Genomic DNA, 21,065 nt, shown 5'->3' on the forward strand with positions numbered 1-21,065 from the left:
GGGCGTAGACCGGTACCACCCCCTCGCACCGCACCCACAAGGAGCACCTCAGCATGGATCTCGGGATCACCGGCCGCACCGCCCTCGTCACCGGAGGCGACTCCGGCATCGGCCTGGCCACGGCGCAGCTCCTCCTCGCCGAGGGCGCGACCGTCGTGATCACCGACAAGGACCAGGCGGAGCTGGACCGGGCCGCGGCCGGGCTCGACGCTCCGGAGGGCCGTCTGCACGCCTTCGCCGCCGACGTCACCAGCACGGAGCAGCTCGCCGAGCTGCACCGCCGCGTGGCCGGAGCGGTCGGCGCGATCGACATCCTCGTGCAGTGCGCCGGAGTCACGGGGGCGCAGGGCCTGTTCCACGAGATCGACGACGAGGGCTGGACCAGCACGCTCGAGGTCGACCTGCTCGGGCCTGTGCGGCTCGTGCGCGAGTTCCTCCCCGACCTCCGCACCGGAGGCTGGGGCCGGCTCGTGCTCACCGCCTCCGAGGACGCCGTGCAGCCCTACGACGACGAACTGCCCTACTGCGCCGCGAAGGCGGGCGTCCTCGCCTTCGCCAAGGGCCTCTCGCGCTCCTACGCGCAGGAGGGCCTGCTCGTGAACACGGTCTCCCCCGCGTTCATCCGCACTCCGATGACCGACGCGATGATGTCGAAGCGCGCCGAGCAGAGGGGCACCTCGGTCGACGAGGCGATCTCGTCCTTCCTCGACGAGGAGCGGCCGTACATGGAGCTGAAGCGCCGGGGCGAGGCCGAGGAGGTCGCAGCCGTGATCGCCTTCCTCTGCTCCGACCGCGCCTCGTTCGTGAACGGCTCGAACTACCGCGTCGACTCCGGATCCGTCGCCACGATCTGATCCCCGCAACCACGGGCCCCGCCCAGCGCGCGCACCCCGCGCGTGCGGGCGCCGTCCAGCCGAAGAAGCCAGACTCGGGGCGGGACACCGCACCCGGCACTGCAAGAGAAAGGAACGGTCCATGACCACCACCCTCGAACGCCACGTCGAAGCCCCCGCGGGCTCCGGTGCCAAGACCAGCCGCCGTCAGAACGCCGAGAAGGGCTTCAAGGCCTCCAAGGAGCTGCTCGACAGCCTCCAGATCGTCCTCGTCGACCTGATCGAGCTCCACGTCCAGGGCAAGCAGGCCCACTGGAACGTCGTCGGCAAGAACTTCCGCGACCTCCACCTGCAGCTCGACGAGATCATCGAGGCCGCGCGCGAGTTCAGCGACGACATCGCCGAGCGCATGCGCGCCCTCCACGGGATCCCGGACGGCCGCAGCGACACCGTCGCCGCGACCACCACCCTCCCCGAGTACCCGCACGGCGAGATCGACACCGCCGAGACCGTCGACCTGGTCACGATCCGCCTCGAGAACACCGCCGCCACCATGCGCGAGGTCCACGACCAGGTGGACGAGGAGGACCCGACCAGCGCGGACCTCCTCCACGCGATCATCCAGAGCCTCGAGCAGTACGCCTGGATGGTGTCAGCCGAGAACCGCACCACCTCCGCCGCCAAGTAGGGGCGAGCACCGGCAAGGGGACTCCGCGTCAGCGGGGTCCCCTTCCGTCTGCCCGGGCGGTGTCGAGTCGCCGTGCAGTCCGGATCAGTAGGGTCGTGGCATGAGCACGCAGGTCTCCGAACTGTTCGACGCCCACCGCTGGGCGGCCGTCGACGGCTTCGACGCACTCGAGGACATCACCTACCACCACGACCGCTCCGGCCGCATCGCGCGGGTCGCGTTCGACCGGCCCGAGGTCCGCAACGCGTTCCGGCCGCGCACGGTCGACGAGCTGTTCCGCGCCCTCGAGGACGCCCGGACGAACCCGCGCATCGGTGTCGTCATCCTCACCGGCAACGGCCCGAGCCCGCGCGACGGAGGCTGGGCGTTCTGCTCGGGGGGAGACCAGCGGATCCGCGGCCGCGACGGCTACCGGTACTCCGACGGCGAGACCGCCGAGGGCATCGACTCCGCGCGGAACGGCCGCCTGCACATCCTCGAGGTGCAGCGCCTCATCCGCTTCATGCCGAAGGTCGTCATCGCGGCCGTCCCCGGCTGGGCCGCGGGAGGCGGGCACTCGCTGCACGTGGTCTGCGACCTCACCCTCGCCTCCGCCGAGCACGGGCGCTTCAAGCAGACGGACGCCGACGTCGGCTCCTTCGACGCGGGCTACGGCTCGGCGTACTTCGCCCGCCAGATCGGGCAGAAGGCCGCGCGCGAGGTGTTCTTCCTCGCGCGGGAGTACTCCGCGCAGCGCGCCTACGAGATGGGTGCCGTGAACGCGGTCGTCCCGCACGCCGAGCTCGAGACGACCGCGGTGGAGTGGGCCGAGACGATCCTCACCAAGTCGCCCACGGCCATCCGGATGCTGAAGTACGCGTTCAACGCCGTGGACGACGGCCTCGTGGGCCAGCAGCTCTTCGCGGGCGAGACCACGCGCCTCGCCTACGGTACCGACGAGGCCGTCGAGGGACGCGACTCCTTCCTCGAGAAGCGCGAGCCCGACTGGTCGCCGTTCCCGTGGCAGTTCTGAGCCGGAGGGCACGCAGGTGACCCGCCCGCTCGCCGGTGTCGACGCGACGGTCGAGGCCGTCCTCCTCGCTCTGCGCGCGGCCCTGGACGGCAGCGGCCCGGCGATCCGCGTCTCCGCCCCCGGCGCCGCGACCGCCTCCGATGGGGCCGTCGTGCCCCAGCGCGTCGCCGTCGTCGTCGAGACCTCGGGCTCGTCGGGGCCGCCGAAGCGGGTCGCGCTCTCGACAGCGGCCCTGCTCACCAGCGCCTCCGCGACCCTCGCCGAGCTGGGCGGGCCGGGACGCTGGCTGCTCTGTCTGCCGACCCACTACGTCGCGGGACTGCAGGTGCTCGTCCGCTCGCTGACCGCGGAGGCCGACCCGGTCGTCCTCCCGGCCGGCGGCTTCGACGCGGCGGCCTTCCTCGCTCTCGCTCGGACGATGCCGGCAGGGGAGCGGCGTTACTCCTCGCTGGTCCCCGTGCAGCTCGCGCGGCTGCTGGACCTCGCCGAGCGCGATCCCGCCGCGGCCGAGGCGCTCCGCTCGTTCGACGCGCTCCTGATCGGCGGCCAGGCGACGCCGCAGCCGTTGCGGGACCGCGCCGCCGCCCTCGGTGCGCGCATCCGCCTGACCTACGGATCGAGCGAGACGTCCGGCGGCTGCGTCTACGACGGCGTCCCGCTCCACGACGTGCGGATGCGCGTCGAGAACGGGCAGGTGCTGCTCGGCGGCCCGACCCTCGCGGAGGGCTACCTCGACGCCGACGGCGCGATCGACCACGAGCGCAGCGCCTCCGCCTTCCTCGAGCTCGACGGGGAGCGCTGGTACCGCACGGGAGACGCGGGGTCGATCGTCGACGGGCGCCTCCGGGTGACCGGTCGGCTCGACCGCGTGATCGTGTCGGGCGGGGAGAAGGTGTCGCTCGACGCCGTCGAGGCCGTGCTGCGCGAGGGGACCGTCCCCGACGCGGTCGTCGTGCGGCGGGCGGACGAGCAGTGGGGCGAGGTCCCGGTCGTCGTGACGGCGGAGGAGGCTCCCGCGCTCACCGACCTGCGCGCCCTGATCGCCGACCGCCTCGGGCGCGCCGCCGCTCCCGCGGCCGTGCTGCCGGTCGGCCGCATCCCCCTCCTCGCCTCCGGGAAGCCCGACCGCCGCGCCCTCGAGGTGCTCGCCGAGCAGGCCTGACCGGCTCCGAGCGTCGACGGGCCGGTGGGTAGGATTCCCTCCGTGTCGAGTACGAGTCGCAAGAAGAAGTCCTCCAGCGGCCGCCCCGGGGGCAGCCCGCGAACGGTCGTCGTGAAGCCCGCCGGTCCCCGCGAGTGGATCGCCGGCGCCCGCCTCCGCACCCTCCCGCTGGCCGTCGCCCCCGTGCTCATCGGCACCGGAGCGACCCAGGTCGTCGACGAGGGCTGGCACTGGGTGCGCGCCCTGCTCTGCCTGGCCGTCTCGCTCGCCCTGCAGATCGCCGTCAACTACGCCAACGACTACTCCGACGGCGTGCGCGGCACCGACGCCAACCGCGTCGGACCCTCGCGGCTGACCGGCTCCGGAGCGGCGAAGCCCCGCCAGGTGCTCACCGTCGCCCTGGTCTTCTTCGGGATCGCGGCCGTCGCCGGCCTCGTGCTCACCGCCCTCTCGGGGCAGTGGTGGTTCCTCATCGTCGGCGCGGCGGCGATCGCGGCCGGCTGGTTCTACACCGGCGGACGCCGCCCCTACGGCTACCTCGGGCTCGGCGAGCTCTTCGTCTTCGTGTTCTTCGGCCTGGTCGCCACCGTCGGCACCACGTTCGTGCAGATCGGCCGCACCAACCAGGAGTCGTGGCTCGGCGCCGTGGCGGCGGGCCTGTTCGCCTGCGCCGTGCTCATGGTCAACAACATCCGCGACATCCCGACCGACCGCCTCTCGGGCAAGCGGACCCTCGCGGTGCTCGCGGGACCGGCCGTGTCCCGCGCGATCTACACGGGTTTCGTGCTGATCCCGTTCGGCATCGCGGTGATCCTCGCGCTGTTCTACCCGCTGGCGTGGCTGACGCTCTTCGTGCTTCTGATGATCCTGCCGGCCATCCTGATCACCCTGACGGCGAAGACGGCGAAGGAGCTCATCCTGGCGCTGCAGCTGACAAGCCTGGGCGGGCTCGCCTACGCGATCATCCTCGGGGCGGCGCTGGCGTTCTAGAGCGGCGGCTCGCACGAGGCGGGCTCGGGTGGGCCGGATTCGGGTGATACCGGCTGTTGCGTGCCGGGCCTGGTGCGAGCGGGGTCAGCGCGTCCGAGGGGGGCCCTCGCCGGCGGGATCGCCCGGCTCAGCGGTCGTCGCGGGTCGCGTCGACCGCGGCGTCCTCGACGTCGTCGTCGGTCGGAGCGCGCGGGACGTCCTTGCGGCGCTCGTAGATCGCCTCCGCGATGCGCTCGCGGGGCTTCCTCAGCAGGATGTAGGAGAGGGACAGGCTCGCGATCGCGGCGACGAAGCCCGCGGTGACCGCGGCCGTCAGCTCCGAGTCGACGAAGGTGCGCGCCGGCAGGTACACCAGCACGAAGACGCCGGCGAACATCGCCAGGCGCAGGAGCGAGTAGACGACGACCGCGCGGCTCAGTTTCACCGGGACAGTGTACGTCGGCCCCTGCACGCGCTTCCGTGAGCACCGTGGGAGCCTCCTGTCCAGCGTCCGTGCGGACCCTCCCCGACGGGGGTGCCGGACGTAGACTCGTGTCCATGATCCGCCTCGTCATCGGCCTGCTCGTGGCCCTCGCCGTCTTCACGGTCTACACCGTGATCGACGTCGCGATGAGCAACCGTCACGCCGTGCGGGCGATCCCGAAGTGGTCCTGGCTCCTGGTGGTGCTGATCCTCCCGGTCATCGGTGCGGGACTGTGGTTCTGGATCGGCCGTCCCCGCAAGCAGCGCGCCGCCGGCCGCCGCTACACCGCTCCGGACGACGACCCCGACTTCCTCGGCACCCTCCGCACCGAGCGCGACCCCGAGGAGGAGCGCCTGCAGGCCGAGCGCATCGCCCAGCTCGAGCGCGACCTCGCCGACATGGACGAGCAGGGCGAGGCCGACGGCCCCGGCCGCCGGGATGCCTGAGCACCGGCCGGTCGCCCCCTCCACCCGATTCGCGGTCGACCTCCTCACCCGCTTCGTCGCGCTCGGCGTCCGCGACGTCGTCGTCGCTCCGGGCTCCCGCTCGCAGGCGCTCGCCCTGGTGGCGGCCGAGCTCGAGACCCGCGGCGACGTCCGGCTGCACGTGCGGATCGACGAGCGCTCCGCGGGGTTCCTGGCGCTGGGCCTCGCCCTCGAATCCGGGATGCCGGCGCTCGTGATCACGACCTCCGGCACGGCGACCGCGAACCTGCACCCGGCCGTGCTCGAGGCGGACGCCTCGGACGTGCCGATGATCGTGCTGACCGCCGACCGGCCCGACGAGCTGCGCGGCATCCGCTCGAACCAGACGGCCGAGCAGCGCGAGCTGTACGGGCGTGCCGTGCGGCTGTTCGAGGACGTCGCTGCTCCGGACGACGCCTCCCGGCCCGAGGACGCGCGTGCGCTCGCCGATCGTGCCGGCACCGCGGCGCGGCGCGGGCCGGTCCACCTGAACCTCTCCTTCCGCGATCCGCTCTCCTCCGCTCTGCCCGACATGGAGCGGATCGAACCGGTCTCGTCGCCCTCCGTCGGATCCGGGATCCCGCGTGCCGTCGTGACCGCCGGTCCTGGTGAGCCGCTCACGGTCGTCATCGCCGGGGACAAGGCGGGCGCCGCGGCCGAGGAGATCGCTCGCGCCGGCGACTGGCCGCTGCTGGCCGAGGTCTCCTCCGGCGCACGCTTCGGACCGCAGCTCGTCGTCGCCTGGCGGCGCCTGCTCGGCGAGCCCGACTTCGGCGGACGCATCCGCCGGGCGATCGTGCTCGGACACCCGACGCTCTCCCGCGAGGTCCCCGAGCTGCTGCGGCGCGAGGACGTCGAGGTGATCGTCGTGGACGCCGTGCGCGAGCAGTTCTACAACCCCGGCCGGCGCGCCCGCCGCGTCGGAGGCGTCGACGTGGTCCGCCCCGAGGGATCGCCGCGTCCCGAGCGCGGCGAGCGCGCCTGGGCCGGATCCTGGGTGTCCGCGAGCCGCGCCCTGACGGTCGACCTCGACGAGCTGGACGAGGTCCCCGACGCCGGGTCGATGTCGGTCGAGGACCGCCGCGGCTACGCGCGCAACGCCCTCGCCGCGATCAGGGCACCGCTCACCCGCGACTTCGTCGTCGCCGCGGTCTGGAAGGTCACCTGGCCGCACGACCGGCTGCTGTTCGGAGCGTCGCGGCTGATCCGCGTCGCCGACGGGACCCTGCCGGGCAAGCGGATATCCGTCCTGGCGAACCGCGGCCTCGCCGGCATCGACGGCACGATCTCGACGGCTCTCGGGATCGCGGTGGCTTCGCAGGCGACCGAGCAGGGAGCCGGCGGAGTCACCCGGGCGGTCCTCGGCGATCTCACTCTGCTCCACGAGGCCGGCGGCCTCCTCCTCCCGCCCGGAGAGCGACGCCCGCGCGTGCAGCTCGTCGTCGTGAACGACGGGGGCGGCACGATCTTCGACGGACTCGAGGTCGCGTCGAGCTCGCATCCCGATGCGTTCGACCGCGTGCAGTTCACCCCGCAGAACGCCGATCTGGAGGCTCTCGCGCGCGCCTACGGGTGGGGCCACCGTCGTGCGGCGACGCGCGGCGAGCTGGAGCAGGCGCTGACCTCGCCGGGTGACGGGCCGGGCATCGTGGAGATCCGGCTCGAGCGCTGAGTCCGCGCGGGTCCGGTCGGACGGTCCTCCACAGGTCGTCGTCGGACGCTGTTCTCCCGGGGACGCCTCGTTCGAGCTCCGCAGCTCGTCAGCTGCTGCTTCGCTGGAGGAATGGCTGATGCGGAGACCGTGCGAGGAGAGGTCCTCGCCCTCGGCGACCGGGCGGCGGCGCTCGCGAGGAGCGCCTCCCCGGTGCTCCTGTCCGCGGCGGAGGCGCTGCACGCGGGACACTGCGCGGCGATGACCTGTCCCGACGCGTTCGCCCGAGGCTCCTCGGCGGACAGCAAGGATGCGACGGACCTCGTCGAACGGTCGATCCGAGCGGAGTTCGCCGTCGCCCTCGGGGTCTCCGAGCGCACCGCCGCCAGGGAGCTGCTGCACGCCTCGCTCCTGATGGAGGAGCTGCCGCGGACCCGCTCCGCGCTCGCCGACGCCAGAATGCGCTGGGAAGCCGGCCAGCTCATCTGCTCCGTCGCGGCGACCCTCCCCGCAGCGGCGCGCGCGGCCTACGACGACCGGGCCGTCGACCTCGCGGAGACGCTGACCCCGGGGCAGCTGCGCCACGCCCTCGCGCGGGTGCGGGAGGAGCTGCACGACGAGCCCCTCGTTGAGCGGCACGCTCGCGCCCGCGAGGACCGCCGGGTGTGGATGACAGCCGGGATCGACGGCATGGCGACGGTCTGCGCGCACGTCCCCGCGCCCGAGGCCGTCGGAGCGCTCGCGCGGCTCGACCGCATCGCGAGGGATCTGCGGGACGGCGCCGAAGGGGACCGCGATCTGCGGACGCTGGCGCAGCTCCGCGCCGACGCGTGGGCCGACCTGCTCTGCCACGGGGACGTGGCGGGGACCACTCCGGAGGGAGCCGCGGCGCCCTCGACCGGGCTGCAGGCCGAGGTGAGAGTCACCGTGGCGGCGAGCACCGCCGCAGGTGACGACGAGGCGGCCGCCGAGCTCGACGGCTACGGGCCGATCCCCGCCGAGGCGGTGCGAGCGCTCATCGACGACGACGCCGCCTTCACTCCCGTGCTGACCGACGAGGAGACCGGCGCGGTCGTCTCCGTCGGGCGCCGCCACCGCCTCCCGCCGCCGAGGATGAGGCTGCTGGTCCGCCTCCGCGACCAGACCTGCCGCTTCCCGGGCTGCACCCGGCCGGCGTCCTCGACGGAGACCGACCACAGCGTCGAATGGCGGAACGGGGGAGAGACGACTCCCGACAACCTCGCCTCCCTGTGCGTCGCCCACCACCACGTGCGCCACGGCGACCGCTGGACGTATCTGCTCCATCCGGACGGCACAGCGGACTGGACCACACCGACCGGCCGTCGCGTGACGACCCGGCCGCCGGCACTGCCCGGGCGTCCGCCGGTGGGCGCAGGACGACGGCCGGGTGCTCCCCGGCTCGAGAGCGACCCGGCGGGGTAGCCGACGGCTTCAGCGACTCCCGACGTGCGTCATGCCAGCGCGTCGGTGATCGGGCGGAACTTCATGCGGGTCTCGGCGAGCTCGGACTCGGGAACGCTGTCGGCCACGATGCCGGCGCCCGCCCAGGCCGTGACCGCGCCCTCGGCCGTGACCTCGGCGCTGCGGAGTCCGACGGCCCACTCGCCGTCGCCGTTGCCGTCGATCCAGCCGACGGGTCCTGCGTACCGACCGCGGTCGAAGGGCTCCAGGTGCTCGATGAGCGCAAGGGCGTCGGCGGTCGGAGTGCCGGCCACTGCCGCGGTCGGGTGAAGAGCATCGACGAGATCGAGCGCGCTGGAGGAGTCGCCCAGAATTCCTCGCACGTCCGTCGCGAGGTGCCAGAGATTCGGCAGGCGCAGCGTGAACGGGGCGGCGCCCGCCGTCAGCTCCCGTGTGTGGGGCTCAAGTTCCCGGACCAGACTGGCGAGAGCGAAAGCGTGCTCCGAGCGGTCCTTCGGACTCTCGAGCAGAGCGGCCTCCACGTCCGCGTCGGCGAGGGGATCCTCGCCTCGTGCGGCCGTGCCGGCCAACACCCTCGCCGAGATCTCGCCCCGATCGACCGCGACCAGCGTCTCCGGACTGGCGCCGAGGAATCCGTCCACGGCGAAGCCCCAGCAGTCCGGGTACCGCTCGGTGAGCGCACCCAGCATCCGACGCAGGTCCGCCCCCGGAGGGAGCCGCCCCTGCAGATCGCGCGCGATCACGACCTTGGACAGCTCGCCCGCCCGGATCGTCTCCACCGCGGCAGCGACCGCCGCGCGGTACCCGTCCGGCGGCAGCGCACCCGGCGAGAGCGGCACGTGGTACTCCGCCCCCAGCGGCTCCTCGCTCGGCGTATCCGGTCCCTCTGCCTCGCCGATCGTGATCCGCGTCAGCCATGACCGGCCGTCGCGCGTCCCGATCACGGTGCGCGGCACGATCAGCACACTCGCCGCCTCGGATCGGCTCGAGAAAGCGAAGGTCCCGAACGCGACCAGCCCCGTCCCGGGCAGTCCGACCCGGTCCTCCACCGTCGCCGCGTCGCAGAGCCGCCGCCAGGCCGCCGCCGCATCCCGCAGCCGTTCCGGGCCCGAGAACTCGAGGCGCAGGGCCTCGCCGCGTCCGCTGAGGCCGGCGCCGTCGCGCTGCCAGAGGAGGGGCCGCCTCGGGTCGGAGTGGGAGAGGAGCGACTGCGGAGAGTCCAGTGGAGTCGTCTCCGCACGCAGCAGGGGGGTTCCAGCGCCGATGAGCGTCACCTCAGCAGGGTACGCCCGCGCCAGAAGGTGGGACGTCCCATGCCGCGGGGCTCGGGGCGCAGGGCTCCGTTGCTACCGTGATCCGGTCCGGGGCCGCCGCGCGAGGCGGAGCGGGGCGGTCCCGGCGCTTCCCCAGGGGGGAGCGCGCCGACCGGGCGCGGGACGGCGGATGCACAGCCGCCGTCCCGCGTCTCGCCGTAGACTTGCGGATCGTGACGAAGGCAGACCTCACCAAACGGCCCGACGAGGTCGCCTCGATGTTCGACACCGTGGCTCCCGCCTACGACCTGGTGAACGGACTCCTCTCGGTGGGGAACGACCGGCTCTGGCGGATCGCGACGACTCGCGCCGTCAACCCTGCTCCCGGTGAGCGCATCCTCGACATCGCGGCCGGCACCGGAACGTCGAGCGCGTCGCTGGCGCGGTCGGGCGCCCAGGTCGTCGCAGCCGACTTCTCCCCGGGGATGATCGTCGTCGGCCGTCGCCGTCAGGCGGGCAACGACCGGATCGAGTTCGTCCAGGCCGACGCGATGGACCTCCCGTTCGAGGACGAGTCGTTCGACGCCGTGACCATCTCGTTCGGTCTGCGCAACGTGGCCGAGCCGAGGACGGCGCTCGCCGAGTTCCTGCGTGTGCTGAAGCCCGGCGGCCGGGTCGTGATCTGCGAGTTCTCGACTCCGCCGATCGCTCCGCTGGCCGCCGCGTACGACTTCTACCTGTCGACGGTCATGCCCGCCGTCGTGCGCCTCGCGTCGTCGAACAATTCTGCGTACGACTATCTCGGCGATTCCATCCGGGCCTGGCCGGAGCAGAGCGTCGTCGCCGCCTGGCTCCGCGCGGCGGGCTTCGAGCGCGTGGCCTACCGCGATCTGACCGCTGGCATCGTGGCGCTGCACCGCGGCGTCAAGCCGATCGCAGCCACCCGATGACGACCGGGGTCCGCACAGGCCGAGACGTTAGGGTTTCCCTGTGAACGCCACTGCGCCCGTCGCCCGTCGCAGCCCGTCTCTGACGGCGCAGCTCGGCCTCTCCGAGCGCATCTTCTCCTCCTCGTCGGACCGGGCTCTCGCCCGCACGATCGACGCGGGTCTGGAGCAGGTCGAGGAGGGTCTCGTCCGGCAGCTGTCCTTCGCGGACGCTGTGGCCGACGTCTCCACCCGGTACCTCCTCGAGGCGGGCGGCAAGCGCGTGCGCCCGATGCTCACCCTCCTGGCCGCGTCGCTGGGCCGCGGCAACACGCCGCAGGTCCTGCTCGGTGCGCAGGCGATCGAGATCACGCATCTCGCATCGCTCTACCACGACGACGTCATGGACGAGGCGGAGAAACGCCGCGGCGTCCCGTCGGCGCAGACCGTGTGGGGCAACAACGTGGCCATCCTGACGGGCGATCTGCTCTTCGCCCGCGCGAACCAGCTGATGGTCGAGCTCGGCGACAAGGCGATCCGGCTCCAGGCCGACACGTTCGAGCGTCTCGTCCTCGGGCAGCTGCACGAGACGGTCGGCCCGACCGACGGCGAGGACCCGGTCGAGCACTACCTGTCCGTCCTGGCCGACAAGACCGGGTCCCTGATCGCCGCGGCGGGCCGCACGGGAGTCGCGTTCTCGGAGGCTCCGGAGGAGTACGAGGAGGCCATGCGCGTCTTCGGCGAGAAGATCGGCGTCGCCTTCCAGATCGTCGACGACGTCATCGACCTCTCTCCCCAGCCGGAGGAGACCGGCAAGAACCCCGGCACGGACATCCGCGCCGGCGTGTCGACGCTGCCGATCCTGCGCCTGCGCGAGCGCGCCTCCTCGGACAGGGACGCCGCGGCTCTCCTCGCCCGCATCGAGAGCTATGTGAGCCGCTCGAACGACGCCATCGCGCACACGGAGGAGCAGAGCGCCGACATCTCGGACGCCATCGCTCAGCTGCGCGATCACGACGTCACCGCGCAGACCCTCGCCGAGGCCCACCGGTGGGCCGACGAGGCCGTCGCCGCCCTCGCTCCGCTGCCCGACGGCTCCGTCCGCAAGGCGCTGACGCGCTTCGCCGACACCGTCGTCGAGCGCAACGGCTGACCCCGATCGTCGCGGCGCGCCCTGCGCCGCAGGAATGAGACCGGTTGTGCGCTGCGGCGCCCCGGCAGGAGGAACGCAATGACCAAGCTCAGGCTGGCCATCGTCGGCGCGGGTCCCGCGGGCATCTACGCCGCCGACCTCATGATCAAGGCCGAGAAGAAGTACGACGTCTCGATCGATCTGTTCGAGCACCTGCCCGCGCCCTACGGCCTGGTCCGCTACGGCGTGGCGCCCGATCACCCGCGCATCAAGGGGATCATCACCGCGCTGCGGGAGGTGCTCGACCGGGGCGACATCCGCATCTTCGGCAACGTGCACTTCGGGACCGACATCACGCTCGAGGATCTCAAGCGGCACTACCACGCCGTGATCTTCGCGACCGGCGCCGTCCGGGACGCTCCGCTCGACGTCCCGGGTGTCGAGCTCGAGGGCTCCTACGGTGCGGCCGACTTCGTCAGCTGGTTCGACGGCCACCCCGACGTGTCGCGCACCTGGCCGCTGGAGGCGTCCTCCGTCGCCGTCATCGGCAACGGCAACGTGGCGCTCGACGTCTCGCGGATGCTGGCGAAGCACGCCGAGGACCTCCTGCCCACCGAGGTCCCGCCGAACGTCTACGAGGGGCTGAAGGCTTCTCCCGTCACCGACGTGCACGTCTTCGGGCGCCGCGGTCCCGCTCAGGTGAAGTTCACGCCGCTGGAGCTGCGCGAGCTGGGCGAGCTGCGCGACGTCGACATGATCGTCGCCGACGAGGACTTCGACCTCGATCCCGCTTCGGAGGCCGCCATCGCGACCAACAAGCAGGTCATGGTCATCAACCGGGTGCTCAACCAGTGGCGCACCCGCGAGGTCGGGAGCGCCTCGCGTCGTCTCCACCTGCACTTCTGGGCGAAGCCGCTCGAGTTCGTGGACGACGGATCGGGTCGGGTCGGCGCGATCCGGTACGAGCGCACCGAGCCGGACGGCGAGGGCGGAGTGCGCGGCACGGGTGAGATCCGCGAGGTCCCGGTGCAGGCCGTGTACCGCGCGGTCGGCTACTTCGGCTCGCCGCTCGACGGCCTCCCGTTCGACGAGATGCGCGGCGTGATCCCGAACCGCGAGGGCCAGGTTCTGGACGACGAGGACCAGCAGGTCCACGGCGTCTACGCGACCGGCTGGATCAAGCGAGGACCGGTGGGCCTCATCGGGCACACCAAGTCCGACGCCATGGAGACCGTCGCGCACGTGCTCAACGACCAGGCGTCCTGGTGGACGCCCGAGCACCCCGAGGAGGCGGCCGTGGTCGCCCTGCTCGAGGAGCGGGAGATCGCCTACACGGATCTCGACGGCTGGCACCGGCTGGACGAGCACGAGATGGCGCTCGGCGAGCCCGAGGGCCGTGCGCGGGTGAAGGTCGTTCCCCGCGAGGACATGATCGCGATCTCGCGGGCGGAGCCGGCCGCGCTCTGACGCGTGGTCTCCGAACGGCCCTCCGGTGCAGTCCGGAGGGCCGTTCGTCGTTCCGGCGTGGACGCCTTGCGCCTCCTCTAGGATTCGGGCACCGCTCTGGACGGAGACAGCATGACCACGGCCGCGCCCCACGACGTCATCCGGGTGCGCGGTGCGCGCCAGAACAACCTCCGGGGGATCGACGTCGACATTCCGAAGCGGAGGATCACCGTGTTCACCGGGGTCTCGGGCTCCGGCAAGTCGTCGCTCGTCTTCGGCACCATCGCGGCCGAGTCCCAGCGCCTCATCAACGAGACCTACTCCGCCTTCGTGCAGCAGTTCATGGGGTCGCCGGCTCGCCCGGACGTGGAGTCGCTCGACGGACTGTCGGCCACGATCGTCGTCGACCAGGAGCGGATGGGGTCGAACGGCCGGTCCACGGTCGGCACGGCGACCGACGCGTACACGATGCTGCGGATCCTCTTCAGCCGGATCGGCGATCCGCACGCGGGCACGAGCGGTGCGTTCTCCTTCAACCTGCCGGAGGGGATGTGCCCGCGGTGCGAGGGGACGGGCCGGGTGTCGAGCATCGACCTCGACGCGCTGATCGACCGCTCGACGTCGCTCGAGGGCGGCGCTCTCGACGCGATCCCCAACTTCGTCGTCGGCGGCTGGTACTGGAAGGGCCTCGCCGAGTCGGGCCTCTATCCGGCCGATGTGCCGATCGCCGACTTCACGCCCGAGCAGATGGACGCGTTCCTCTACCGTCCGGCCACGAAGATGGCCATCGCCGGGATGACGATGACCTACGAGGGCCTCCTGGTGAAGGTCACCCGCCTCTACCTGGCGAAGGAGGCGGCGCAGCCGCACATCCGCGCCTTCGCCGAGCGGGTGGCCACCTTCGCCGCCTGTCCCGAGTGCGGAGGCGGCCGGCTCACCCGCGCGGCACTGGAGTCGCGCATCGGGGGCCGGAACATCGCCGAGTGCGCCGCGCTGCAGGCGACCGACCTCGCCGCGTGGCTCCGCGGGCTGCAGGCGCCGTCCGTCGCTCCTATCGTCGAGACCCTCCTCGGGACGCTCGACGCCCTCGTCCAGGTCGGGCTGGGCTACCTGTCGCTCGATCGGGAGTCGGGCACCCTCTCGGGCGGTGAGGCGCAGCGGGTCAAGATGGTGCGGCATCTGGGATCGAGCCTCACGGACGTCACGTACGTCTTCGACGAGCCGACGGCGGGTCTGCATCCGCACGACGTCTCGCGGATGATCGAGCTGCTGCGCCGCCTGCGGGACAAGGGCAACACCGTCCTGGTGGTCGAGCACAAGCCGGAGATCATCGAGATCGCCGATCACGTGGTCGACCTCGGTCCGAGGGCCGGTGCGCACGGCGGCGAGCTGCGGTTCGAGGGGACGGTGGCGCAGCTGCGCACGTCCGACACCCTGACGGGCCGTCATCTCGGTCACCGCGTCCCGCTGAAGGAGGCCGTGCGCCGTCCGACCGGGGCGGTGGAGATCCGCGGGGCCTCCACGCACAACCTCCGCGGCGTCGACGTGGACGTCCCGCTGGGCGTGCTGACCGTCGTCACCGGAGTCGCAGGGTCGGGGAAGTCGTCGCTCCTGCACGGCTCGCTCGCGGGTCGGCCCGGCGTGGTGGTGGCCGACCAGTCGCCGATCCGCGGCTCGCGGCGCAGCAATCCGGCGACCTACACCGGGGTCCTCGACGCGATCCGGGCGGCCTTCGCGAAGGCGAACGGTGTGAGACCGGCGCTCTTCAGCGCGAACTCGGCAGGCGCCTGCCCCGTCTGCAAGGGGGCCGGGATGATCTTCACCGAGCTGGGCCCCGCCGCGACGGTCTCGTCGGTCTGCGAGGAGTGCGACGGCAAGCGGTTCACCGCTGAGGTGCTCGAGTACCGCCTCCGCGGGAGGAACATCCACGAGGTGCTCTCGATGCCGATCGTCGACGCCGCGGAGTTCTTCGCGAGCGGACCGGCGCACACGGTGCTCGCCCGTCTCGTCGACGTCGGTCTCGGCTACCTCACGCTCGGACAGCCGTTGAACACGCTGTCCGGGGGCGAGCGCCAGCGCCTCAAGCTCGCGATCAACATGGCCTCGTCCGGATCCGTCTACCTGCTCGACGAGCCGACCACGGGCCTGCACCTCGCGGACGTCGACACGCTGCTCGGACTGCTCGACCGGCTGGTCGACTCCGGGAACTCGGTCGTGGTGATCGAGCACCACCGCGCCCTGATGGCGCACGCGGACTGGATCATCGACGTGGGGCCCGGAGCCGGGCACGACGGAGGGACGATCGTCTTCGAGGGGACTCCGGTCGGGCTCGCGGCGGCGGACACGCTGACCGGACGCGCCCTCGCCGAGTACGCGCGCTGACGCGTTCGCAGCCGCGACGCTCGCGCGTCAGCGCGAGAACGGGCCGGACAGAGCCGCCCACTGCAGGAGCATGATCGTCTTCGCGTCGACGATCTGCACGCCGATCTGGGTCAGCGCCTCGTCGAACGAGAGCTCGAGTACCTCGATGTCCTCGCCCTCGTCAGCGAGTCCCGCGAACGCTCCGCTGCGGGTGCCCGCGCGGTAGCGGCCGGCGTAGAAGTGCAGCTTCTCGGTGACCGAGCCGGGGCTCATGAACGCGTCGAACACGTGCTCGAGCCGGCCGACCTCGAGTCCGGTCTCCTCGGACGCCTCCCGGCGGGCGCCCTCCTCGGGCCCGTCCTCGTCCAGGAGACCGGCGGGCACTTCGAGGAGCATCCCGTCGAGGTCGCCGTTCACGTACGCGGGGTAGCGGAACTGCCGGATCAGGACGACGGTGCGCGCGTCGGCGTCGTAGAGCAGGACCGCCGCGCCGTTCCCCCGGTCGTACGTCTCGCGCTGCTCGCTGGTCCAGCTGCCGTCGCGGTGCCGGTAGTCGAAGCGGGTGGTGCGGAGGACGTACCAGTCGCTCGAGAGGAGGGTGACCTCCTTCACGACGACGTCGGGGTTCCCGACGAGGTCGAGGCCCTCCCGGTCGAGTCCGGTGCGGCCCCGCCGGTCGGGCTCGTCGATGCCGGCGGTCACTCGCGTGCTCCCGTGTGCGTCATTCCTCAGCGGAAGTTGACGAACTGGAGGTCGAGCTCGAGGTCGGCTCCGCGCAGGAGCGCCATGGTCGCCTGGAGGTCGTCGCGGCTCTTCGAGGAGACGCGGAGCTCGTCGCCCTGGATCTGCGACTTGACCGACTTCGGCGCCTCGTCGCGGATGAGCTTGTTGATCTTCTTCGCGTGCTCCTGGTCGATGCCCTCCTTGAGGGTGGCCTCGATCCGGTACTCCTTGCCGGACGCGAAGGGCTCGCCCGCGTCGAGGCTCTTGAGGCTGATGCCGCGCTTGATCAGCTTCGACTGGAAGACGTCGAGGATGGCGTTCGCCCGCTCCTCGGTGTTGGCCTTGATCAGGATCTTCTCGCCGCTCCAGGCGATCGAGGCGCCGACGTTCTTGAAGTCGTAGCGCTGCTCGACCTCCTTGTGGGCCTGGTTCAGGGCGTTGTCCGCCTCCATCTTGTCGATCTTGCTGACGACGTCGAACGTTGAATCTGCCATGGCTCCGAGTTTAGCTTTCAGGCGTGGCGGAGCCCGGCCCCAGGCGCGGCTGGTACCTCTGAGGGGTGCGCCGCCTCCCCGTTCTCGTCCTCGTCCCGCTCGCCGGCCTCCTCCTGGCCGGCTGCGGCCAGCGGCCGCCCGCGCTGACGGTCGAGGAGGGCCTGTCCACCGTCCCTCCCGCGGCGACCGCTCCCGTCGCGGCCGACCCCGTCGTGCTGGAGGATCCCGAGCAGGCCGCGGCGACGCCGGTGCGACTGCTCGCCGACGAGGCGTGGCTGGGCACGGCGTCCGAGGGGAGCGGCATCCCGCTGCGTGCGCTCACCGCCTACGCGGGCACGGCCCTCCTCACGGCGTCGGTCGACCCCGACTGCCGGTTGGACTGGGCGACCCTGGCCGGCATCGGCTACGTCGAGAGCAGGCACGGCACGATCGACGGCGGCGAGCTGGGCGAGGACGGGCGGCCGACGGAGCCGATCTACGGTCCGCGCCTGGACGGAACGCGCTTCGACCGGGTCCCCGACAACGACGGCGGGGCTCTGGACGGCGACGCCGAGGTCGACCGGGCGATGGGTCCGCTGCAGATCATCCCGGCGACGTGGATGGCGTGGGCGTCGAGCGGATGGGATCCGCAGAACGTGGACCAGCAGGCGGTGACCGCCGCCCGGTACCTCTGCGACGCCGGCGGCGACCTCTCGACGGAGTCGGGATGGCGGGCGGCGATCGCGGCCTACAACCCGGCCGGGAGCTACGCGGGGAAGGTCGCGGAGGCGGCGTCCCGCTACGCGGCGGAGGCGGACTGAGGCCGCGCGGCACCGATTTCCGATCCGCCGGTCGCGTGGGTATCCTTGCTGAGCGCCTCCGGTTGTGAACACGCGGTCGGGTGCGCCACGGCGAGTTACCCTAGCGGCCAAAGGGATCTGACTGTAAATCAGACGGCGTAGCCTTCGGGGGTTCGAATCCCTCACTCGCCACCGAGCAGGAACATCCAGCAGACGCCCCGGCATCACGAGATGCGCGGGGCGTTCCGCATGTCGGGGGATCGCCCTTCCGGCGGAGTGCCTTTCCGGCGGAGCGCCTTTCCGGGGGAGCACCGGTCCGGCCCGCGCCGTCGCCTCAGCCCCGCGCCTCCTGCTCCAGGAACGCTGCGAGAGAGAGCGGCGGCCGTCCGGTCAGCCGCTCGACGTCGCCCGAGACGTGCTCCAGCTGTCCGGCGGCGATCGCGGAGTAGGTGCTGACCCAGGCGTCCAGCTGCCAGTCCGGTGCGTTCCAGCGGCGGCGTGACGCGTACGCCTCCTCGAGGGTCTCGTCGACGTACACGGCGGGGCGGCCCGCCGCCGTCAGGGTCGCCGCGACCTCGTCGAGGGTGAGGGCCTCGGGCCCGGTCAGCTCGTAGGCGGCTCCGCGGTGCTCGGAGGGGGAGCGGAGGACCGCGGCGGCGGCGCGGGCCACGTCCTCGCGCGCGACGACGGCGGCACGGCCCGATCCCGCGGGTCCGCGGATCGCGCCGTCGTCGCCGAGCATCGCGGGCAGGAAGTCGAGGTAGAGGTTGTCGCGGAGGAACGTCCAGCCCATGCCGGAGCGGCGGATCGCGTCCTCGGTGGCCGCGTGGTCTCGGGCGAGGGTGAAGACCGCGTCGGGTGCGGCTCCGGCGAAGGAGGTGTAGACGACGTGCTCGACACCCGCGGCGGCGGCTGCGTCGACGAACGCGAGGTGCTCGGCGCGGCGCTCCTCGTTCTCGGAGGCGGAGACCATCAGGAGGAGGCGCACGCCCTCGAGCGAGTCGCCCGCGTCGGCGAAGGAGGAGCGCACCACCTCGGCCCCGGGGAGCTCGGGCGCGCGGGACGGGTCGCGGACCAGCAGGCGGAGGGCGTGACCGGCGTCGGCGAGCTCGCGCGCGACGCGACCGCCCACGGCTCCGGTGGCTCCCGTGAGGGCGATAGGGGTGCTCATCCCCCCATGATGGGCCCGATCCCTAGGCTGGGGCCATGAGCGACAACGCCCCCCTCCTCGCCATCGCCCGCTCGATCGCCGTCGAGGCGGCGCACCTCGCCCGCCAGCGGCGGCAGGACGGTGTCGAGATCGCCGCGTCGAAGTCGTCCCCGGAGGACGTGGTGACGGCCGCGGACCGGGAGGTCGAGGAGCTGATCCGCCGGCGCCTGGCCGAGGCGCGTCCGGACGACGGCTTCCTCGGCGAGGAGTCGGGGTCGGGGGGCGGCACGAGCGGGCTGACCTGGGTCGTCGATCCGATCGACGGGACCATCAACTACCTCTACGGCATCCCCTCCTACGCGGTCAGCATCGCTGTGGTGGAGGGGGAGCCGGATCCCGCGACCTGGACCGCGCTCGCCGGCGCGGTCGTGAACGGAGCGACGGGCGAGGTGACCACGGCCAGCCGAGGCGGGGGAGCCGAGCGGGACGGAGTCGCGCTGCAGGTCTCGGCTCCCTCCTCCCTCTCGCTCGCGCTGGTCGGCACCGGCTTCGGCTACGACGCGGGCCGCCGGATGCGTCAGGGCGCCGTGGTGCAGGAGCTCCTGGGCTCGGTCCGCGACATCCGCCGCATCGGCTCGGCGGCGCTCGACCTGTGCTCGGTGGCCACCGGGCAGCTGAACGCGTACTACGAGCGGGGCCTGAACCCGTGGGACCTCGCTGCGGGCGCCCTCATCGCCGAGGAGGCGGGCGCGCGGGTCGCGGGACTCGACGGCGCACCCTTCGGCTCCGGGCTGCTCATCGCGGCACCGGATCCTCTCTTCGCCGAGCTGGAGGATCTGCTGCGCCGCTTGCGCGCGGACGAGGTGTAACCGCTCTCCCGGGCCGAGCCGACAAGGATTCCGTGCGCCGAGAGGCGGATCGGCGCAGGATCCCGCCGGGGCTCGCCGCGCGTCGTGCCCCGATCGCGCCTGTGCGCGGCGGCCTCTGGCCGGATCCCGCCGGCCGTGGTTATCCTTTATGAATTCGTGATGTTCGCACAGGCTGCGCTCACGGAGCCGAGCGGTGCCTCTCCCTGGAGGCCCGCTCGTCCCCTGCCCCCGACGGAAGACATCGATTTCGTGAGCCCCGATTCGCCCGCCCCCGCTGCCCCTGCATCGACCCCCGGCGAATCGACTCCACCCCTCTCCCGTCGCGAGCTCCGCGAGCGCGAGCGCGCTCTGGCCCTCGCCTCCGACGTCTCGCTCGCGAGCGGCTCCGACGACCTCCTCGCGGCTCCCACGGCGGAGCAACTGCGCGAAGCGGAGCGCCGCGTCGCCTCGGTCCGCAGCGCCCCGGCCCCCGTCCCCGCACCGCGCGCGACGCCGCTCCGGCCCGTGCGCCGGACCCGGGTCGGCGGACTCGTCGCCCTCTCCTTCGTCGCGGCCATCGTGGCGGCGACCTCTCTGCCGGCCACATCGCTCCTGACCGCGGAGGACGTGCAGGCGCAGAGCCTCTCGACCCCCTTCGGCGCCGACGCCCGCCGCGGCGCGCAGTCGTTCGTCGCCGGCGAGGTCAGCGCCGAGACGGTCGCCCGCGACGGCTTCGGCGTGCAGGAGCGCAAGACGCAGACCAACGTCGCCGACATCGTCCGCACCTCCGACACCGGCTTCACCAACGACCCGAACGCGTCCATCCAGTGGCCCTTCGCCGTCGGCGTGCCGGTGGGCGACCGCTTCGGCTACCGCAACTGCGCGGGCTGCTCGGTGAACCACGGCGGCACCGACTTCAACCCGGGCGACGGCTCGCCCATCCAGGCCATCGCCGACGGCGTCGTGCGCACGGTCATCGACGGCGAGGGCTCGCTCGGCGTGCACGTGATCGTCGACCACGAGATCGACGGGCAGCTCGTCTCGAGCGTGTACGCGCACATGCAGCACGGCTCGGCGGCCGTGAACGAGGGCGACCCGGTGAAGGTCGGCCAGCTCCTCGGCCTGGTGGGCACGACCGGCATGTCGACCGGACCGCACCTTCACTTCGAGATCCGCCTCGACGGCGTGACGAAGGTCGACTCCTACCTCTGGCTCAAGGCCAACGCCGGGCGCTGACCCGGCGGCGG

General features: G+C 72.5%; 20 protein-coding genes and 1 tRNA gene. 16 read left to right on the forward strand and 5 right to left on the reverse strand.

The window, feature by feature from the left end:
• The first annotated feature begins 53 nt into the window (after positions 1 to 53).
• The 5 genes from C5C39_RS10470 (at position 54) to C5C39_RS10490 (ending at position 4,685) form a co-directional block, all read left to right on the forward strand.
• Positions 54 to 854, forward strand: coding sequence for an SDR family NAD(P)-dependent oxidoreductase (locus tag C5C39_RS10470; RefSeq protein WP_104266734.1), 801 nt, complete (start codon positions 54 to 56; stop codon positions 852 to 854).
• A gap of 121 nt (positions 855 to 975) precedes the next feature.
• The gene (locus tag C5C39_RS10475) at positions 976 to 1,521 is read left to right on the forward strand and encodes a Dps family protein (RefSeq protein ID WP_104223596.1); all 546 of its coding nucleotides are present in this window, start codon (positions 976 to 978) and stop codon (positions 1,519 to 1,521) included.
• Positions 1,522 to 1,621: 100 nt separating this feature from the next.
• Entirely contained in the window at positions 1,622 to 2,533 is a 912-nt protein-coding gene (locus C5C39_RS10480; protein ID WP_068255374.1) for a 1,4-dihydroxy-2-naphthoyl-CoA synthase, read from the forward strand.
• A 16-nt stretch (positions 2,534 to 2,549) separates the two neighbouring features.
• On the forward strand, positions 2,550 to 3,695 hold the full coding sequence (locus tag C5C39_RS10485; RefSeq protein ID WP_181133624.1) for an AMP-binding protein: 1,146 nt from the start codon (positions 2,550 to 2,552) through the stop codon (positions 3,693 to 3,695).
• A gap of 42 nt (positions 3,696 to 3,737) precedes the next feature.
• A complete protein-coding gene (locus tag C5C39_RS10490; protein ID WP_374953687.1) occupies positions 3,738 to 4,685 on the forward strand; it encodes a 1,4-dihydroxy-2-naphthoate polyprenyltransferase in 948 nt (315 codons plus the stop codon).
• 127 nt (positions 4,686 to 4,812) lie between these two features.
• Here the strand turns inward: C5C39_RS10490 and C5C39_RS10495 are convergent, their stop codons facing one another.
• Positions 4,813 to 5,109 (reverse strand): DUF4229 domain-containing protein, encoded by a 297-nt coding sequence (locus tag C5C39_RS10495; RefSeq protein WP_104239140.1) that lies wholly within the window; start codon positions 5,107 to 5,109, stop codon positions 4,813 to 4,815.
• Positions 5,110 to 5,222: 113 nt separating this feature from the next.
• Between C5C39_RS10495 and C5C39_RS10500 the strand changes: the two genes are divergently transcribed.
• The 3 genes from C5C39_RS10500 (at position 5,223) to C5C39_RS10510 (ending at position 8,706) form a co-directional block, all read left to right on the forward strand.
• Positions 5,223 to 5,594 carry a PLD nuclease N-terminal domain-containing protein gene (locus C5C39_RS10500; RefSeq protein ID WP_104225908.1) on the forward strand — a complete coding sequence of 124 codons (372 nt, stop codon included), beginning with the start codon at positions 5,223 to 5,225 and terminating at the stop codon, positions 5,592 to 5,594.
• The gene (menD, locus tag C5C39_RS10505; RefSeq protein WP_104353343.1) at positions 5,587 to 7,284 is read left to right on the forward strand and encodes a 2-succinyl-5-enolpyruvyl-6-hydroxy-3-cyclohexene-1-carboxylic-acid synthase; all 1,698 of its coding nucleotides are present in this window, start codon (positions 5,587 to 5,589) and stop codon (positions 7,282 to 7,284) included. Before C5C39_RS10500 ends, menD begins: the two co-directional genes overlap by 8 nt.
• A gap of 111 nt (positions 7,285 to 7,395) precedes the next feature.
• Positions 7,396 to 8,706, forward strand: a complete 1,311-nt coding sequence (locus C5C39_RS10510) for an HNH endonuclease signature motif containing protein (protein WP_104353344.1) — start codon at positions 7,396 to 7,398, stop codon at positions 8,704 to 8,706.
• Positions 8,707 to 8,735: 29 nt separating this feature from the next.
• On the opposite strand, the gene C5C39_RS10515 is transcribed toward C5C39_RS10510, so the two are convergent.
• Positions 8,736 to 9,980 carry an isochorismate synthase MenF gene (locus C5C39_RS10515; RefSeq protein ID WP_374953688.1) on the reverse strand — a complete coding sequence of 415 codons (1,245 nt, stop codon included), beginning with the start codon at positions 9,978 to 9,980 and terminating at the stop codon, positions 8,736 to 8,738.
• 212 nt (positions 9,981 to 10,192) lie between these two features.
• Between C5C39_RS10515 and ubiE the strand changes: the two genes are divergently transcribed.
• The 4 genes from ubiE to C5C39_RS10535 all read left to right on the forward strand — a co-directional run bounded on the left by ubiE (position 10,193) and on the right by C5C39_RS10535 (position 15,845).
• Complete coding sequence (ubiE, locus tag C5C39_RS10520; RefSeq protein WP_104353367.1) at positions 10,193 to 10,909, forward strand: bifunctional demethylmenaquinone methyltransferase/2-methoxy-6-polyprenyl-1,4-benzoquinol methylase UbiE; 717 nt, start codon at positions 10,193 to 10,195, stop codon at positions 10,907 to 10,909.
• A 40-nt stretch (positions 10,910 to 10,949) separates the two neighbouring features.
• Entirely contained in the window at positions 10,950 to 12,038 is a 1,089-nt protein-coding gene (locus tag C5C39_RS10525) for a polyprenyl synthetase family protein (protein WP_104233415.1), read from the forward strand.
• A 78-nt stretch (positions 12,039 to 12,116) separates the two neighbouring features.
• Positions 12,117 to 13,484, forward strand: a complete 1,368-nt coding sequence (locus tag C5C39_RS10530; protein ID WP_104249783.1) for an FAD-dependent oxidoreductase — start codon at positions 12,117 to 12,119, stop codon at positions 13,482 to 13,484.
• 111 nt (positions 13,485 to 13,595) lie between these two features.
• The gene (locus tag C5C39_RS10535) at positions 13,596 to 15,845 is read left to right on the forward strand and encodes an excinuclease ABC subunit UvrA (RefSeq protein ID WP_104353345.1); all 2,250 of its coding nucleotides are present in this window, start codon (positions 13,596 to 13,598) and stop codon (positions 15,843 to 15,845) included.
• A 27-nt stretch (positions 15,846 to 15,872) separates the two neighbouring features.
• On the opposite strand, the gene C5C39_RS10540 is transcribed toward C5C39_RS10535, so the two are convergent.
• Positions 15,873 to 16,526: an NUDIX domain-containing protein gene (locus C5C39_RS10540; protein ID WP_104282427.1), complete on the reverse strand. Its 654-nt coding sequence runs from the start codon at positions 16,524 to 16,526 to the stop codon at positions 15,873 to 15,875.
• A gap of 26 nt (positions 16,527 to 16,552) precedes the next feature.
• Entirely contained in the window at positions 16,553 to 17,041 is a 489-nt protein-coding gene (locus C5C39_RS10545; protein ID WP_104223606.1) for a YajQ family cyclic di-GMP-binding protein, read from the reverse strand.
• Between the two features lie 65 nt (positions 17,042 to 17,106).
• On the opposite strand from C5C39_RS10545, the gene C5C39_RS10550 reads away from it, so the two are divergent.
• Both C5C39_RS10550 and C5C39_RS10555 read left to right on the forward strand, forming a co-directional pair.
• The gene (locus C5C39_RS10550; RefSeq protein ID WP_104247936.1) at positions 17,107 to 17,841 is read left to right on the forward strand and encodes a hypothetical protein; all 735 of its coding nucleotides are present in this window, start codon (positions 17,107 to 17,109) and stop codon (positions 17,839 to 17,841) included.
• 89 nt (positions 17,842 to 17,930) lie between these two features.
• Positions 17,931 to 18,012 (forward strand) — tRNA-Tyr (locus C5C39_RS10555).
• 142 nt (positions 18,013 to 18,154) lie between these two features.
• Here C5C39_RS10555 and C5C39_RS10560 read toward each other — a convergent pair.
• On the reverse strand, positions 18,155 to 18,991 hold the full coding sequence (locus tag C5C39_RS10560; RefSeq protein WP_104254842.1) for an SDR family oxidoreductase: 837 nt from the start codon (positions 18,989 to 18,991) through the stop codon (positions 18,155 to 18,157).
• A gap of 35 nt (positions 18,992 to 19,026) precedes the next feature.
• Here C5C39_RS10560 and C5C39_RS10565 point away from each other — a divergent pair, with 35 nt between their 5' ends.
• Together C5C39_RS10565 and C5C39_RS10570 are read left to right on the forward strand one after the other, a co-directional pair.
• Positions 19,027 to 19,839: an inositol monophosphatase family protein gene (locus tag C5C39_RS10565; RefSeq protein WP_104353346.1), complete on the forward strand. Its 813-nt coding sequence runs from the start codon at positions 19,027 to 19,029 to the stop codon at positions 19,837 to 19,839.
• A gap of 249 nt (positions 19,840 to 20,088) precedes the next feature.
• A complete protein-coding gene (locus C5C39_RS10570) occupies positions 20,089 to 21,054 on the forward strand; it encodes a M23 family metallopeptidase (RefSeq protein ID WP_146083919.1) in 966 nt (321 codons plus the stop codon).
• Positions 21,055 to 21,065 lie beyond the last annotated feature (11 nt).

This window comes from Rathayibacter sp. AY1F3 (assembly GCF_002931975.1).
GTDB lineage: Bacteria > Actinomycetota > Actinomycetes > Actinomycetales > Microbacteriaceae > Rathayibacter.

Coding starts and splice junctions, on each gene's coding strand:
- C5C39_RS10475 (WP_104223596.1), top strand. CDS start 976: ATGACCACCACCCTCGAACGCCACGTCGAAGCCCCCGCGGGCTCCGGT.
- C5C39_RS10480 (WP_068255374.1), top strand. CDS start 1,622: ATGAGCACGCAGGTCTCCGAACTGTTCGACGCCCACCGCTGGGCGGCC.
- C5C39_RS10560 (WP_104254842.1), bottom strand. CDS start 18,991: ATGAGCACCCCTATCGCCCTCACGGGAGCCACCGGAGCCGTGGGCGGT.
- C5C39_RS10535 (WP_104353345.1), top strand. CDS start 13,596: ATGACCACGGCCGCGCCCCACGACGTCATCCGGGTGCGCGGTGCGCGC.
- C5C39_RS10530 (WP_104249783.1), top strand. CDS start 12,117: ATGACCAAGCTCAGGCTGGCCATCGTCGGCGCGGGTCCCGCGGGCATC.
- menD (WP_104353343.1), top strand. CDS start 5,587: ATGCCTGAGCACCGGCCGGTCGCCCCCTCCACCCGATTCGCGGTCGAC.
- C5C39_RS10565 (WP_104353346.1), top strand. CDS start 19,027: ATGAGCGACAACGCCCCCCTCCTCGCCATCGCCCGCTCGATCGCCGTC.
- C5C39_RS10545 (WP_104223606.1), bottom strand. CDS start 17,041: ATGGCAGATTCAACGTTCGACGTCGTCAGCAAGATCGACAAGATGGAG.
- C5C39_RS10470 (WP_104266734.1), top strand. CDS start 54: ATGGATCTCGGGATCACCGGCCGCACCGCCCTCGTCACCGGAGGCGAC.
- C5C39_RS10510 (WP_104353344.1), top strand. CDS start 7,396: ATGGCTGATGCGGAGACCGTGCGAGGAGAGGTCCTCGCCCTCGGCGAC.
- C5C39_RS10500 (WP_104225908.1), top strand. CDS start 5,223: ATGATCCGCCTCGTCATCGGCCTGCTCGTGGCCCTCGCCGTCTTCACG.